Here is a 15,316-nt window from a genome sequence, read left to right as displayed (position 1 = left end):
GGGTGGGTAGGGGTGTCGGTCAGCGGCCGCGGTGGGTGAGCCGGTCGATGTCGATGAGGATGACGGACCGGCCCTGCAGCTGCAGCCAGCCCCGCGAGGAGAACTCGGCCAGGGCCTTGTTCACGGTCTCCCGGGTCGCACCGACCAGTTGGGCCAGTTCCTCCTGGGTGAGGTCGTGCGTGACCTTCAGCCCGGCGTCCGTGCGCTCACCGAACCGGCGACCCAGGTCCAGCAGTGCCTTCGCGACCCGGCCGGGGACGTCGGAGAAGATGAGGTCCGCGACCTTGTCGTTCGTGCGGCGCAGGCGCAGAGCCAGCGAGCGGAGCAGGTGCTGGGACACCTCGGGACGCGCGTCGAGGATCTGCAGCAGCCCCTGATGGCTCAGTTCGACCATCTCGGTGGTGGCCAGCGCCGTCGCCGTGGCGGTGCGGGGGCCCGGGTCGTAGAGGGAGACCTCGCCGAGGATCTCGCCCGGTCCGAGGATGGCCAGCAGGTGCTCCCGGCCGTCCGGGGCCATGTGGCCGAGCTTCACCTTGCCGGAGCCGATCACGTAGAGCCGGTCCCCGGCCGAGCCCTCGTGGAAGATCTCCTCGCCACGCCGGAACGTCAGGGCCTCCATCCGCTCCCGCACCGCGAGATAGCTCTCGTCGCTCAGTTCGGCGAAGAGCGGTGCGGTACGGACCACGGTCTCGTTCATCGAATCTCCCTGTTCGTTGCCCAACGGGCAGGCGTGTGAGGTAGACCACAGTCTGCCATCCGCCCGGACTTGGGGCAGACCGTGACAGGCCCAGCGTGTCCGTGCGCCACATTAGGGCGGTTGCCGGCGCACCGCCAACGCCACTCGGAGCGGCGGGTCACCTCAGGGCAGCTCGGCGAGCCAGGCGAGCAACAACTCGCCCACCTCCTCGGGTGACTCCTCCGGCACGAAGTGACCTGCGCCGTCGACCACTACCCGGCTGTACCGGGCGGTGACCATCTCGCTGTCGCGCCGGCAGGCGCGTGGGGGCAGGTTCCCGTCCTTGGCTCCGTGCAGGGACAGCACCGGCACCGCCACCGGTGCGGAGACCGCGGACCGGAACCGGCGGCCGTCGGTACGCGGCGTGGAGCGGACCAGCCAGCGGATCTGCTCCATCGCGCTGTGAGCCACGAACGGCAGCCGCATCGCGTCCGCGTACAGGTTGACGTCCGGGCTGTTCCAACCGGGCGCGCCCCACGCGTGCAGCAGCCGCGCGACCAGGTCGCCACGGGTGAGCGAGTGCTCCGGGAACCACGGCACCTGGAACTTCGCCAGCCTGCCGAGCGTCCCGGCCGGCGCCGCGCGATGGGACCACGAGTGCAGGAAGACCGGGTGCGGCGCGCCCACCACGCCGATGGCTCGCGTGACGCGCGGCGCCATGCTCGGCATCGACCACGCCACCTGCCCACCGATGCCGTGCCCCACGACCACGGCCTGCGTGGCGCCAAGGGACCGGATCACGCCGCTCACGTCGGCGACCATCGAGGGCGTGTCGTGCCCCGACGGCGGCTTGTCCGACCCGGCGAAGCCGCGCAGGTCCATCGCCGCGACCCGGTAGCCGGCGTCGGCGAGCATCGGCAGTTGCGCGCGCCAGGCCCACCAGAACTGCGGGAAGGCGTGCAGCAGCACCACCAGAGGGGCATCGCCGTCGTCCGGGCCGGCCAGCGCCACATGGAACCGGCCGCCGTTCGCGGCGACCATCCGGTGGGTCCAGGGGCCCTCGCCGAGGATGATCGAGGGGTCGACGGTCACGGGACCTGAGGCTACCCCGAACACCCCGGCACGCGAGTGCGCACAATCCCGATCACATCTCGAGACGTGAGCGAGTCGTGCGCACTCGCGTGCCTGGGGTCGGTCAGTCTGCGGCGGGGGCTGCGTTGAGACCGGTGGAGATGAGATCCATCACCGAGGTGTCGGCGAGGGTGGTGACGTCTCCGACGGGACGGTGCTCGGCGACGTCGCGCAGGAGGCGGCGCATGATCTTCCCGGAGCGGGTCTTGGGCAGTTCGGCGACCACGAGGATCGAGCGGGGTTTGGCGATCGGGCCGATCTCCTTCGCGACGTGGTTGCGTAGTTCGGCGACGACGTCGTGGCCCTCGCCGATCTCGTCGGCGCGTTCGACGGCTTCGCCGCGCAGGATCACGAACGCGACGACCGCCTGGCCGGTGGTGTCATCGGAGGCGCCCACGACGGCGGCCTCGGCGACCCATTCGTGGGAGACCAGCGCCGATTCGATCTCGGTGGTGGACAGGCGGTGGCCGGAGACGTTCATGACGTCGTCGACGCGGCCGAGGAGCCAGATGTTGCCCTCGTCGTCGTACTTGGCGCCGTCGCCGGCGAAGTAGGTGCCGGGGAAGCGGGACCAGTAGGTGTCCTTGAAGCGTTGTTCGTCACCCCAGATGCCGCGGAGCATGGAGGGCCAGGGCTCGTCCAGGACGAGGTACCCGCCGCCGCCCTTGCCGACGGGCTCGCCGGCGTCGTTCCAGATGTCGGCGCTGATGCCGGGCAGTGGGGTCTGCGCGGAGCCGGGCTTGGCGGCGGTGACGCCGGGCAGCGGGGAGATCATGATCGCGCCGGTCTCGGTCTGCCACCAGGTGTCCACGATCGGGGTGCGGTCGGCGCCGATGACGCGGCGGTACCACATCCATGCCTCGGGGTTGATCGGTTCGCCGACGCTGCCCAGGACGCGCAGCGAGCTGAGGTCGAACTCGCCGGGGATCTGCTCGCCCCATTTCATGCAGGTGCGGATCGCCGTCGGTGCGGTGTAGAGGATGGTGACCTTGTACTTGGCGACGATCTCCCACCAGCGGCCCTTGTGCGGGGTGTCCGGGGTGCCCTCGTAGAGGACCTGGGTCGCGCCGTTGATGAGCGGGCCGTAGGTGACGTAGGAGTGCCCGGTGACCCAGCCGACGTCGGCGGTGCACCAGTACACGTCGGTGTCGGGCTTGAGGTCGAAGACCGCGGAGTGCGTGTAGGCGGCTTGGGTCAGGTAGCCGCCGGTGGTGTGCAGGATGCCCTTGGGCTTACCGGTGGTGCCGGAGGTGTAGAGGATGAACAGCGGGTGCTCGGCGTCCACCGGGACCGGGGTGTGCTCGGATGAGGCGTCGGCGAGCGCGTCGTGCCACCACACGTCCCGGCCCTGTGTCCAGGCCACGTCCTGTTCGGTGCGGCGCACCACGAGCACGTGCGCGACGTTCGTCTCGCCCTTGGTGAGGGCCTCGTCGACGGCCGGCTTGAGCGCGCTCGGCTTGCCGCGGCGGTAGCCGCCGTCGCTGGTGATGACGAGCTTCGCGTCCGCGTCGGTGATCCGGGAGTACAGGGCCTCGGCCGAGAAGCCGCCGAAGACGACCGAGTGGGTGGCACCGATCCGGGCGCAGGCGAGCATCGCGATGACCGCCTCGGGGATCATCGGCAGGTAGATGGCGACCCTGTCGCCGGTCGTGACGCCGAGGGCGCCGAGGGCGTTCGCAGCCCGGGAGACCTCGTCCTTGAGGTCGGCGTACGTGAGGGTGCGAGTATCGCCCGGCTCGCCCTCGAAGAGGATCGCGACCCGGTCCCCGTTGCCGGCCTCGACATGCCGGTCGACGGCGTTGTAGGCCGCGTTGAGCTGACCGTCGGCGAACCAGCGGGCGGTCGGTGCGCCGGAGAAGTCGAGCACCTCGGTGAACGGCTTGGACCAGGTCAGGTACGTGTTCGCCTGATCGGCCCAGAACCCGAGCCGGTCCGCGGCCGCGCGGTCGTACAGCTCCGGCTGGGCATTCGCCTGCGCGGCGAACTCCGAGCTGGGTGGGAACGACCGCGTCTCCGAGAGCAGGTTCTCCAGGGCAGGGTTGTGCTGGTCCGTCACGGTTCCTCCGAGCAACATCGACGGTGCGTGGTTTCGCGGGTCAGCCTATGCCCATCGCGTGGACACCGGCAGGCCGGTCCCAACTACGGGACGACGACGAACGGGACGGTCCGGTGCGCAGGCACCGGACCGTCCCGTGGGGTCTGTAGGGATCAGTCGAGTCCGACTGCGGTCTTGCGTCGTTCCTCGCGGCGACCCTGTCGGCGGGCGCCGTGGGAGACCACGCCGGTGAGGATCAGGACGATGCCGTAGGCCACCAGCCGACCGGTCTGACCGTCGGAGAGCAGGTGGTCGTAGATGTTCGTGCCGAGTTGCCCGAGGCGCTCGAAGACCGGGGCGGCCTGCTCGTCCAGGAAGTCCAGAACGGTGCGGGGCACGGCGAGGAACGCGGCCCCGATCAGGACACCGACCGAACCCATGATGATCGAGCCCACCGAGGACCAGCGGGCCGCGATGAAGAGTGCGACGAGCGCGAGGAGGCCCCCGCCGAGCTCGATGAAGCCGGCCACGTTGATCTGGTCGAGATTCGTGTTCTGCGCGTGCGCGATGCGGTCGCCGCCGTCGGCGATGAGGTACCACGCGACCGGGGTGAACACGACGGCGATGAGGATGCCCCACCAGTGCGCGCTGGTACGGGACTGCGGGCCGTCGTCCCAGTCCTCGAAGGGGTCCTCGGCGTCGCGGGCCGCGGTCTCGGACGGGGTCACCGGGCCGGCGGTGTCCGCCTCGGTGGCGGCCCCGGCCGCGACACCGGCGGTGGTGCCGGCCGCGATGGCGCCGGCGTCGCTGCCCGTCGCGTCGGGCGAGGTCGTGCCGGCTGCCGTGGTGCCGGCCGCGATGGGGCCGACGGCGGTCGTGCCGGCCTCGTCGGCGGATGCGGCGCTCTCGGCGGAGGGGCGGCCGAACCGGCGCGCTCGCTCGGCGCGGACCGCCTCGTCCTCCTCGCGGGTGGGGGCAGGGGGCACGTCGTCCTCCAGGGGTTCGTCGGCGTCGAGGGCCCGAGGGGTGTCCTCGACGGGGCTGGTGGTGGCGGTCGGGGGCCCGCTCGCGGCGGGCTGGTCCGTTCCGGCTGCGGTCATCGGTTCGGCGGCGGGCAGGTCGGTGCCGGCGGCTGTGGGCTCATCGCCGGGGTCGGACTCGGAGACCGGCGCGACGGACCCGTCGAGAGGGCCGGCGACCGGCTCGGCGGCCGGGTCCGAGGACTCGGCGGGATCCGCTGGACCGGTGGCCCTCGACGGGCTGGGCAGCACGCCGCCCTGGGTGGGCGCGTCTGGAGTCGCGGTGGTGTCGTCGGCGGGTGCGGGGTTCACCTCGTCCTTGTCACCGGTACTGGGCGGGTCGGTGCTCACTGGATCCTCCAAGATCGTCGTGTGGAGTCACCGTAGCGAGGCGGACGGTGCGGATCCGGGGGGCGCGCCGAACCGGCGGGGCACCGGAATCACGCAACAACGGCGCCCATGGGCGCCGTTGTCACCTTCAGTGGCGTACGAGCGATCAAGCGTGCATATCCGGTACGGGTCGCTACGGGACGGATCCCGGTCGCCCGGTCCTATTCGTGGACCTATCGCGCGTGGGTACTCGCCGCTGCTGGAGTTGTCCTCCATTTCTACTCCCTCCCGGTGAGGTTGGGAAGGGATCGACGTCCGTGTCCACAGGCGATCCCCGACCCCCCACCGTCCACAACCGGGCGCTCCGGGCCGCGGCGGCGCTGCCGCGCGGGGCACGCTCAAGGCCCGACCCGAGGAGTCACGGTGTCCCTGGAGCAACCGATCATCGCCCTGCGTTCGGCCGACGCCGCCCTGATCGAACAGGTGCGGGCGGTGACCTCGCTCGCCGGGGTGCCGCTGGCGATCCATCCGCCCGCCGCCGGGCCGCCGGAGGCCGGTCTGCTGCTCGACAGTGCCACCGAGTGGGGTCCGCAGGACCCGTTGTGGACCGAGGTCCGGCACCGCTCCGCCTGGGTGAGTGTGGTGCCCGGGGCTACCGCGCCCGACGGCGGAGCGTGCCTCGTGCTGCCGGGTGCTGCCGAGCAGGTGCTCGCCCGGGCGCGGGCCGGTACCCGGACGCGGCGCGCGCGGGTGGTCGGCGTGATCGGCGCACGTGGCGGCGTGGGCACGTCCGCGCTGGCCACCGCGCTGGCCCGGGCCTGCGCGGACGCCGGGTTGGGCGTGGCCCTCGCGGATCTGGACCTGAGCGGGGCGGGCGTGGAGCTGATCCTGGGCATCGAGCACGAGGGCGGGGTCCGCTGGGGTGACCTCGCCGGGGACCGGGGCGGCTTCGACTCCGAGTCGCTCTCGGTGGCGCTCCCGGTGTGGCACGGGGTACACGTGCTGTCCGCGGACTGGCGTGGCGGCCCGTCACAGGGGGCGGAGATCCCCGTCCTCGAGGCGCTGGCCGCCGGTCACGACGTCCTCGTCCTCGATCTCGCCCGGGGTGCGGCCGAGTCCGGTGAGGCCAACTGGGTGCCCTTCTGCGACGTCGTCCTCGTGGCGGCGACCTGTGACGTCGCGTCCGCCGCGGGTGCGCAGGTGCTGGCCCGCGCGCTGACCGGTGCGGACGTGCGCCTGGTGGTCCGGGGTCCGGCGCCGGGCGGGTTGACCGCACAGGAGATCGCCCAGGCCTGCGAACTGCCGCTGGAACTGACCATGCGGCCCGAACGGTCCCTCGCGGCCGCTGTCGAACGGGGTGTCGCGCCGGGGGAACAGCGACGAGGCCCGCTGATCCGCGGCGCGCGAACCCTCGTCGGCGCCCTCGGCCTCGCCGACTGATCGGGTCCGACGATGACGAGCACGAGCGCCGCCCGGGTAGGCGATCGGCTACCGATGACGAAGGCCGGGGTCGATCAGGTGCGCGACCGGCTGCTCGGGAGCCACCATGAGCCGGACCCCGGCCAGGTCACCAGAGCGGTCCGGGAGACCTCCAGCCCGCTCGGCGACCGGGACCTGATCACGCTGGAGCGGGACGCGAGGGCCGAACTCCTCGGCGCCGGGCCGGTGCTGCAGCCGCTGCTCGACGACCCCCGGGTGACCGACGTCCTCGTGAATGCGGACCACGGTGTCTGGGTGGATCGCGGCGACGGCCTGCGTCGGGTCCCGGCGGCGGGTCTCGGTGACATCCGCACCCTCGCCACCCGGCTCGCCGCCGTCGCCGGCCAAAGACTGGATGACGCCGCGCCAGTTGCCGAAGGGCGACTGCCGGACGGTACCCGCCTGCACGCCGTGCTCGCCCCGCTCAGCGCGGAAGGTGCGTTGATCTCCCTACGCACGGTCCGCCGTCGGGCGTTCCGGCTCGCCGAACTGGTCGAGGACGGGTTCCTCGACGACCGGTCCGCGCAGATCCTCGCCCAGCTCGTGCGCGTGCGTGCGAACGTCCTGGTCAGCGGCGCCACCGGCAGCGGCAAGACCACGCTGCTGGCGAGCATGCTCTCGCTGGTCCCGCCGAACGAACGGATCGTCTGCATCGAGGAGGCCGCGGAGCTGGCGCCGGACCATCCGCACGTCGTGCACCTGCAGGTCCGACGGCCGAACGTGCAGGGCGTCGGTGGCATCGGGCTGGACTATCTGGTGCGTACGGCGATGAGGATGCGCCCGGACCGGCTGGTGCTGGGGGAGTGTCGTGGAGCCGAGGTCCGGGAGGTGCTCGGTGCCCTCAACACCGGGCATGACGGCGGGTTGGCCACGGTGCACGCCAACGCGGCCACCGACGTTCCGGCCCGCCTCGCCGCGCTCGGCACACTCGCCGGTCTGAGTCCGGCAGCCGTCGCGATCCAGGCTCTCAGTGCGTTCGACGCGGTGGTGCACCTGCGCCGGACCGAGGGCCGTCGTCACGTGGACCAGGTCGCGGTGCTCTCGCCCGACGGCGGTGACGGCATGCGCTGCGAGGTCGCGATGGGTCGTGACGGCCTCGGCGGGTGGCGGTGGGGACCGGGATGGCCGGCGCTCGCCGAGCGGTTGGACGCGGCACGGTGAGCGGGGTGCTCGGGGTCGTCTTGTGCGTCCTGGCCGTGTGGTTGCTGACGGCGCCCGGTCACCGTGGCGCACCCACGCGTCCGCAGGACCCGGGTCGTCCGCCCGGCCGCGCGGATCGACGCTCGAGCGGCGGGGTCGGCCGGCGCGCGCCGCGGCGAGGTCTCTGGCGGCCGCGCGAGCGACGGATCCCCATCGGCGAGGTGCTCGTGGAGGTCGCCGCGAGGCTGCGGTCCGGGTCCGACGTCGAGTCCGCGTGGGAGCGGGCGCTCGCGAGCACCGGCGTCGCCGAACCCGCCTCGGCTGCGGACCTGGTCGTCCACGCCGTCGCCGTGCGACCCCGAGCACCTGCCGCGCGGACCTCGCCGCGCGCGGACGAGTCATGGATGGCGGGCGACCGCGGGCCATCGGGCGTCCCGGGTCCGCTCGCGGAGCTCGCCGCACGGGTGGGGCACAGCGCGGACGCGGCACAGGTGGCCGGCGCCATCGCAGCCTGCCGGATCGCTCATCGCGTGGGCACGCCGCTGGCCGATGTCCTCGAGCGCTGTGCGAGTGGGCTCGTCGAGTCGGCTGAGGCGGCCTCGGCCCGGCGCGCCGCGCTCGCTGGCCCCAGGTCGACGGCGCGACTGCTGGCCTGGCTGCCGCTGGCTGGGGTGCTGCTCGGCACGGGTCTCGGTGCCGATCCGCTCGGCGTACTGCTCGGCGGCGGAATCGGCGGCTGGTGCCTCGTGCTCGGGGTCGGACTGGTCGTCATCGGCCGACGGTGGGTCGCGACGCTGGTGCGTCGGGCCGAACGGGCGGGTGCGTGATGAGCCCGGCGTGGCTCGCCGCCGTGCTCGTAGTGCTGGCGGCGGTGCCGTGGGCGCTGCGACGCGCACCACTCGCGTACGCGCCGTCCGCTAGGCCCACGGCGCCAGTGTCCGGTGCCGGCGAGCCGGCGCGCGGTCGGCTCCCGATCCGACTTCGGCGCCGGGAGTCCGGCCCGGTCGTCGATCCCGCGGTGGTGCTCGACCTGCTCGACGCGGCGCTCACCGCCGGTGTCTCGATCCCTGCTGCGCTCGATGCGCTCGGGCAGGCGCTACCCGTCGAGCAGGGCGCTCCGCTCCGCCGCGTCGCCGGCGCACTCCGGCTCGGTGCCGACTGGGACCAGGCCTGGCTGGACGTCGACGACGACTGGGCTGCGGTGTCTCGGGCACTGGCCCCCGCCTGGTGCGACGGCGTGGCACCTGGAGCAGGCCTGCGCCAAGCCGCGGAGGGTGTCCGCGCCCGCCGGGGCGCCAGCGCCCGGGAGGCCGCGGCTCGACTGGGTGTGCAGTTGGTCCTGCCACTGGGGCTGTGCCTGCTCCCGTCCTTCATCCTGCTCGGGCTGGTCCCGGTGTTGCTGTCGACCGGACTCGACCTGCTCGGACCCTGAGTCCCAGTGACCCACCGCGAGATGGCCGATGCCCAGCCGTCCACAGCGGCCCCGGTGCGCGGGGCGGCTGGCGGTGGCGGCGCCCACAGTGGAGGTAGGACGGGGTCGGTCGATCCCGAAGACGAGAGGAAGACCATGAGAATCGCCAAGTTCGGAGCCGCGGCCTGGCGCCGCTTCGTGTCGGGTCTGCGGCGTCGGTACGTGCTGGTGCTGCGCACGGCCGAGGCGGGAATGGCCACGGCGGAGTATGCCATCGCCACCCTGGCGGCCGTGGCCTTCGCCGGGTTGCTCCTGGTGATCCTGCGCAGCGACGAGGTCCGCGGGCTCCTGCTCGGGATCATCCGGCAGGCGCTGTCGGTGGGCGGCTGACCCGTGCGGGCACCCGGGAGGAGTGGCCAGGCCGGTCTGAGCCAGGCCGGTCTGAGCCTGGCCGGCCCGAGCGAGGCCGGTCGGAACCTGGCCGGCGGCCCGGGCCATTTCGGGCCCGGACACGGTCATTCCCGCGGCGTGCCGGGCGCTGGGCAGCGCGAGCGTGGCTCGGTCACTGCCGAGTTCGCGATCGTGCTGCCCGCCGTCGTCCTGGTGCTGGTCGCCGTCCTGCTCCTGGCAGCGGCGGCGACCGCCCAGGTGCGGTGCACCGACGCCGCTCGTGCAGGTGCCCGCGCGGCCGCACTCGGCTCCGGCGAGGCGGAGGTGGCAGCCATCGCCTCCGACCTCGCCGGTGAGCAGGCTCAGGTCTCGGTCACGTCCGCCGATGGGTGGGTGGTCGTCCGCGTCAGCGCACCCGTGGACACCGGCCCTCTCGGGGCTGCTGGGCTGATGGCCTCGGCCGAGTTCTCCGCACGCGCCGAACCCGGGAGCGGGCCGTGACACCCATCCGGTTCACATCTGCCGCGTCGGGCGAACGGGTCACCCGGGAATCGGCCGAGACGCCCGTGCGGTTCGCACCTGCCGCGTCGGGCGAACCGGGTGCCAGCGCGCGGTCCGCCACCCGAGGTTTATCGAGCCGCCTCGGCGAGGGAGAGCGAGGATCGGCCACGGTCCTGGTTCTCGGCGTCGTTGCGGCGGCGCTCATCCTCGCCGTGCTGGTCGGCGGGTTGGCCCGGGTCACGAGTGCGCGCGGCCTGGCGCAGGGGTCGGCTGATCTCGCTGCCATCGCCGGTGCGGAGGTGGCGGCGGGCCGCTCCGGCGACGCGTGCGCGGCCGCGGGCGGTGTCGCACAGCGACACGGCGTCGAGCTCGACTCCTGTGCCGTGTCCGCGGGCGGCATGGTGACCGTGCAGGTCGGGGTCCCGGTGTCACCGGTCCCTGGGTGGTCGGCCCGGGCCACCGCGCAGGCCCGGGCCGGGCCGGTCGGACTGGAGTGAATCGGGCCGGAGTCAGTCGTGCCGGAGTCAGTCGGGCCCGAGTCAGTCGGGCGGGCGTTAGTCGGACCGGAGTCGTTCGGGCCGGGCTGCACCGCCGCCGCTGACTCCCATCGAAGGTGACCATCAATCACCTTGACGCTGACAGATAGGCGGTGCAGGGTCGCCTGCGATGACCTCGACACCGAACGACGGCCCGGCCACGCCAAGTGATGGCGGCCCCGCATCGTCAGCCCACGGCTCCGCTCCGCCCCCTACGGGGTCGGGCAGGCTGCTGACGTTCAACGCCCCGCTCTCGTCCCAACGGGCGCATCGCCTGGCGGCCGACCTCGCGGCGACCAACCCGGCGTTGATCGTGGACCTGGGCTGCGGCTGGGCCGAACTCCTGCTGATGACGCTCGCCGGGGCACCGCAGGCTCGCGGCATCGGTGTGGACGTCCATGGCCCGGACCTCGAACGAGCGCGGCTCGCCGCCGCGAGCCGCGTGCTCGGGGACCGTGTGGACCTCCTCGAAGGCTCCGCCACCCAGCCCACCGAACCCGCCGACGTCGTGCTGAACATCGGCGCCTTCCACGCATTCGGTTCGATCCCGGAGGCCCTCAACGCGCTGCGCGGGCGCGTGCGTGACGGCGGACGGCTGCTGTTCGGTGTCGAGTACTGGGAGCATCCACCGACGGCGACCGAACTCGCGAACATGTGGGAGGGCACCACCGCCGAGGACTGTCCGTTGCTCGCCGACCTCGTCGATCAGGCCGTCGCCGCCGGCTTCCGTCCGATCCGCACCGAGACCGTCACGCGGGAGGAGTGGGAGGAGTACGAGTCCGGTCATATGGCCGACCGGGAACTCTGGCTCGCTGCCCACCCGGACCACCCCGACGCCGATGCGATCCGGCAGGCCCTGGACGCGCAGCGCTCGATCTGGCTGCGCGGCCACCGGGACGTCATGGGATTCGCCTATCTGACGCTCGCCGCCACAGACGTGCCGCAACCGGCGACTGCGTAGCCGCGCCGGGGATGGACGCGACGTCAGGATCAGGCCTTCGCCGCGTCGCCGCGCCTGGATCGACGCGACTTCAGTATCAGTCCTGCGCCGCGAACTCGCCGGCGTACGGGATCGGTTCGATGACATCGACGAGGACGCCGCCGGGCGCCACGACGATGAAGTGCCGCTGCCCGAAGTCCTCCGAGCGGAGCTCGAGCACTACCTGCACGTCGCCGGTGGCCATGAGCCGGGCGTACTCCTCGTCGACGTGATCCACCTCCACGTTCAGCAGTACTCCGGTGGCCGCGGCGCGGAAGCCGTCGGGGATCGTCGGGTGGTCGGCGTCGACGAAGGCCAGCTCCCAGTTGTCCCGGCGCAGCGAGACGTACCAGTCGGCCTCGAACACGGTCTCGAAACCGAACCGCTCGGTGAAGAAGGCGGCACTGGCCGCGACATCCGTACTCATCAGGACCGGGTAGATGCCGGTGATCATGCGGTGCCTCCAGTTAGATACACTCTGTATGTATAGAACCCAACCGTAGAATACGTACAGCCTGTTTGTAAAGGAGTTGGCCGTGGCCAGAGCGACCAAGGCCCAGAGCGAGGCGACCGAACGGCGCCTGCGTGAGGTGGCCCGCGAGCTGTTCGCCGAGCAGGGCTATGCGGCCGTCGGTCTCGAGCGGGTTGCGGAGGCGGCCGGTGTGACTCGAGGTGCGGTCTACCACCACTTCGGCGACAAGCTGGGGCTGTTCACTGCCGTACTCGCCGACGCCCACGCCGTGATCGCGGACGCCGTCGCGCAGGCGGCCCCGGGCGCGGGCTGGTCGGCGATCAGGGTCGGGAGCGCGGCGTTCCTGAGGGCCGCGGTGGAGCCCGGCATCCGTAGGATCGTGCTCGTGGACGGACCCGCGGTGGTCGGTTGGGAGTCCTGGCGCCGGATGGACTCCCAGCACTCCACGAAATTGCTCGCCGAGGGACTGGCCGCGCTCGACGATCTGGCCGTGGACCCCGGTGCCGCCGGTGCGCTGCTCGGCGGTGCGATGAACGAGGCGGCGATCTGGATCGCGGACGGCGGCCGACCGGAACTGGCCGAGGCGGCGCTGAACCGGATGATCGACTCGCTGCGTCGCTGACGGCGCGCCGCGTCGGAGCTGGTTCGCTACGCCGCAGGCGATCACGCGCCTTGCCGACGAGCGCTGATGGACGTTGCTCAGGTGCGCCTGGCCGGACCGCACGCCCGGTCGGTGCGAACACCTGGTGTGTCGGACCGTGCTGCGACAATCGGCCAATGGCCGACCGGGACACGCTGCAGGTGCTCCTGACCGGTCGTCGCGAGCAGGACAGTCTCCTGCACGTCGAGCGGATGCCGGCACGTGCCGGTCGGACCGCCGCGTGGCCGAAGTGGGCGGACCCGGATCTCGTGGGCGCCTATCGTGCCCGCGGCATCATCGAGCCGTGGGTGCATCAGGTGGAGGCCGCGGAGGCCGCCTGGGCCGGCAGGCACGTGGTCCTCGCGACCTCCACGGGATCCGGCAAGTCGCTGGCCGGGTGGCTCCCGGCGATCACCGCCATCCGCGCCCAGACCGCCGGCACCAGGATCTCCACGCTCACCCGTCGCCCGAGCGTGCTCTACCTCAGCCCCACGAAGGCACTCGCGGCAGACCAGCTGCACGGACTCACCGAACTGCTCCGCGCCGGAGCGATCAGGGATGTGCGCGCCGTGACGTGCGACGGCGACACACCGCTGAACGAGCGCGACTGGGCCCGCGACTACGCCGACATCGTCCTGACGAACCCGGACTTCCTGCACTTCTCCATGCTCAGCGGGCACAAACGCTGGCAGCGACTGCTCCGCGGCCTGCGGTACATCGTCGTGGACGAGTGCCACGCCTACCGCGGGGTCCTCGGCGCGCACGTCGCTCTGGTGCTGCGCCGGCTGCTGCGGCTGGCCGAGCACTACGGGGCACGCCCGACGGCGATCATGGCGTCGGCGACGACGGGGGAGCCGGAGGTGACGGCGGCCCGGCTGCTCGGGGTCGATGCCGCCGAGGTGCATGCCGTCACCGCGGACGCCTCGCCCGCCGGCCGGCGCACCGTCGCGCTGTGGATGCCGCCGTTGCTCACCGACGCCGAAGAGGTCGCCGAGGACGACTTCGTCGACCAGGACCCGCCGCCCGGTGTCCCGAGCGGCGCTCCCGAGGACGGTCCGCGGCGGTCGGCCCTGTCGGAGACCGCGGACCTGCTCACCGACCTCGTCCGGGCCCGGCGCCGCACACTCGCCTTCGTCCGCTCACGCATCGGCGCCGAGGTGATCGCGGTCCACACCCGCGACCGGCTCGGTGCGCGCTGGCGCGCGCCCGGCGCAGCACCGGACCCGAGCGCCCAGGAGGACCTGGCGGACCGGGTCGCCGCCTACCGGGGCGGATACCTGCCCGAGGAGCGCCGCGAGCTCGAGGCCGCGCTGCGCACCGGGGACCTACTCGCGCTCGCCTCGACGAACGCCCTCGAGCTCGGCGTGGACATCTCAGGCCTCGACGCCGTCCTGATCGCCGGCTGGCCGGGAACCCGGGTGTCGCTGTGGCAGCAGGTCGGCCGGGCCGGGCGAGCGGGCGCCGAAGGTCTCGCGGTACTCATCGCCAGCGACGACCCGCTGGACTCCTATCTGGTGCACCACCCGGAGGCGATCTTCGGCGTCGCGGTCGAGGCCACCGCGTTCGACCCGGCCAACCCCTACGTGCTCGCCCCGCACCTGTGCGCCGCCGCCGCCGAACTTCCGCTGACGGAGGCCGACCTGGCCCGGTTCGGCCTCGCCGACGCCGCGCTCCCGGACGAGCTCGTCGCGCGGGGGCTGCTCCGCCGTCGTCCCGGCGGTTGGTACTGGAACTACGCGCGCCCCGAGCACCCCGCCGGGCTCACCGACCTGCGCGGCGGGAGCGAGGCCCAGGTCCAGGTCGTCGAGGAGGGCACCGGCCGCGTGCTCGGCACCGTCGACGGTGACCGCGCCGACGCGACCGTGCACGAAGGGGCGGTCTACACCCACCAGGGCCGCACCTACCGGGTGGAGCACTACGGCGACGACGTCGCGCTCGTCACCGCCCAGAACCTCGGCTACCGCACCCGGGCCCGCTCCGACACCCACGTGCGGATCGTCAGCACGGACACCGAGCAGCAGTGGGGACCGGTCCGGTGGAACTACGGGCACCTCGAGGTGACGGCCCGGGTGAACGGCTACGACCGCCGCCGGCTGCCGGGCATGGAGATCATCGCGTCCTACCCGCTCGAGATGCCCGAGCGCACTCTGCACACCACCGGCACCTGGTGGCACGTGGACGCCTCGGTCCTCGCCGAGGCAGGCGTCGGTCCCGCGGACCTGCCCGGGGCACTGCACGCCGCCGAGCACGCCGCGATCGGACTGCTCCCGCTGATCGCCACCTGCGACCGGTGGGACATCGGCGGGCTCTCCACGGCGATCCACGCCGACACGTTCGAACCCACCGTTTTCGTCTACGACGGGTACCCCGGCGGCGCCGGGTTCGCACAGCGGGGCTTCCGCGCAGCCCGCACGTGGATCGCAGCGACCCGGGACGCCGTCGCGTCGTGTCGCTGCGCGACGGGATGCCCGAGCTGCGTGCAGTCGCCCAAGTGCGGGAACAACAACAACCCGCTGGACAAGGCCGGTGCACTGATCGTGCTCGGACTGCTCCTCGAGGTCGCGCCCGGGTCGTGAA

General features: G+C 72.7%; 15 protein-coding genes. 10 read left to right on the top strand and 5 right to left on the bottom strand.

The window, feature by feature from the left end:
* Window positions 1–19 precede the first annotated feature (19 nt).
* The 4 genes from HALOF300_RS14830 to HALOF300_RS14815 all read right to left on the bottom strand — a co-directional run bounded on the left by HALOF300_RS14830 (window position 20) and on the right by HALOF300_RS14815 (window position 5,212).
* Entirely contained in the window at window positions 20–697 is a 678-nt protein-coding gene (locus tag HALOF300_RS14830; RefSeq protein ID WP_154795742.1) for a Crp/Fnr family transcriptional regulator, read from the bottom strand.
* A 162-nt stretch (window positions 698–859) separates the two neighbouring features.
* The gene (locus HALOF300_RS14825) at window positions 860–1,768 is read right to left on the bottom strand and encodes an alpha/beta fold hydrolase (RefSeq protein WP_156741697.1); all 909 of its coding nucleotides are present in this window, start codon (window positions 1,766–1,768) and stop codon (window positions 860–862) included.
* A 103-nt stretch (window positions 1,769–1,871) separates the two neighbouring features.
* Window positions 1,872–3,881: an acetate--CoA ligase gene (gene acs / locus HALOF300_RS14820; RefSeq protein ID WP_156741696.1), complete on the bottom strand. Its 2,010-nt coding sequence runs from the start codon at window positions 3,879–3,881 to the stop codon at window positions 1,872–1,874.
* Between the two features lie 134 nt (window positions 3,882–4,015).
* Complete coding sequence (locus tag HALOF300_RS14815; RefSeq protein ID WP_156741695.1) at window positions 4,016–5,212, bottom strand: hypothetical protein; 1,197 nt, start codon at window positions 5,210–5,212, stop codon at window positions 4,016–4,018.
* Between the two features lie 402 nt (window positions 5,213–5,614).
* Between HALOF300_RS14815 and ssd the strand changes: the two genes are divergently transcribed.
* The 8 genes from ssd (at window position 5,615) to HALOF300_RS14775 (ending at window position 11,609) form a co-directional block, all read left to right on the top strand.
* The gene (ssd, locus tag HALOF300_RS14810) at window positions 5,615–6,631 is read left to right on the top strand and encodes a septum site-determining protein Ssd (RefSeq protein WP_197522576.1); all 1,017 of its coding nucleotides are present in this window, start codon (window positions 5,615–5,617) and stop codon (window positions 6,629–6,631) included.
* Between the two features lie 12 nt (window positions 6,632–6,643).
* Window positions 6,644–7,831, top strand: coding sequence for a TadA family conjugal transfer-associated ATPase (locus HALOF300_RS14805; protein WP_231955410.1), 1,188 nt, complete (start codon window positions 6,644–6,646; stop codon window positions 7,829–7,831).
* 200 nt (window positions 7,832–8,031) lie between these two features.
* Window positions 8,032–8,637 carry a type II secretion protein F gene (locus HALOF300_RS14800; protein ID WP_197522575.1) on the top strand — a complete coding sequence of 202 codons (606 nt, stop codon included), beginning with the start codon at window positions 8,032–8,034 and terminating at the stop codon, window positions 8,635–8,637.
* Window positions 8,637–9,242 (top strand): type II secretion system F family protein, encoded by a 606-nt coding sequence (locus HALOF300_RS14795; protein WP_156741692.1) that lies wholly within the window; start codon window positions 8,637–8,639, stop codon window positions 9,240–9,242. Before HALOF300_RS14800 ends, HALOF300_RS14795 begins: the two co-directional genes overlap by 1 nt.
* Before the next feature lie 135 nt (window positions 9,243–9,377).
* Window positions 9,378–9,611 (top strand): DUF4244 domain-containing protein, encoded by a 234-nt coding sequence (locus HALOF300_RS14790; protein WP_156741691.1) that lies wholly within the window; start codon window positions 9,378–9,380, stop codon window positions 9,609–9,611.
* 3 nt (window positions 9,612–9,614) lie between these two features.
* A complete protein-coding gene (locus tag HALOF300_RS14785) occupies window positions 9,615–10,112 on the top strand; it encodes a TadE family type IV pilus minor pilin (protein WP_231955409.1) in 498 nt (165 codons plus the stop codon).
* On the top strand, window positions 10,109–10,609 hold the full coding sequence (locus HALOF300_RS14780) for an Rv3654c family TadE-like protein (RefSeq protein WP_231955408.1): 501 nt from the start codon (window positions 10,109–10,111) through the stop codon (window positions 10,607–10,609). The genes HALOF300_RS14785 and HALOF300_RS14780 overlap by 4 nt, the downstream gene beginning before the upstream one ends.
* Before the next feature lie 169 nt (window positions 10,610–10,778).
* Complete coding sequence (locus tag HALOF300_RS14775) at window positions 10,779–11,609, top strand: SAM-dependent methyltransferase (RefSeq protein ID WP_156741690.1); 831 nt, start codon at window positions 10,779–10,781, stop codon at window positions 11,607–11,609.
* A gap of 76 nt (window positions 11,610–11,685) precedes the next feature.
* Here the strand turns inward: HALOF300_RS14775 and HALOF300_RS14770 are convergent, their stop codons facing one another.
* Window positions 11,686–12,081: a VOC family protein gene (locus tag HALOF300_RS14770; protein ID WP_156741689.1), complete on the bottom strand. Its 396-nt coding sequence runs from the start codon at window positions 12,079–12,081 to the stop codon at window positions 11,686–11,688.
* An 82-nt stretch (window positions 12,082–12,163) separates the two neighbouring features.
* On the opposite strand from HALOF300_RS14770, the gene HALOF300_RS14765 reads away from it, so the two are divergent.
* On the top strand, window positions 12,164–12,721 hold the full coding sequence (locus HALOF300_RS14765) for a TetR family transcriptional regulator (RefSeq protein ID WP_156741688.1): 558 nt from the start codon (window positions 12,164–12,166) through the stop codon (window positions 12,719–12,721).
* Window positions 12,722–12,876: 155 nt separating this feature from the next.
* Window positions 12,877–15,315: a DEAD/DEAH box helicase gene (locus tag HALOF300_RS14760; protein WP_156741687.1), complete on the top strand. Its 2,439-nt coding sequence runs from the start codon at window positions 12,877–12,879 to the stop codon at window positions 15,313–15,315.
* Window position 15,316 lies beyond the last annotated feature (1 nt).

It is taken from the genome of Occultella aeris (assembly GCF_902703175.1).
Lineage (GTDB): Bacteria > Actinomycetota > Actinomycetes > Actinomycetales > Beutenbergiaceae > Occultella > Occultella aeris.
This window is presented reverse-complemented; position numbering and strand designations above follow the sequence as displayed.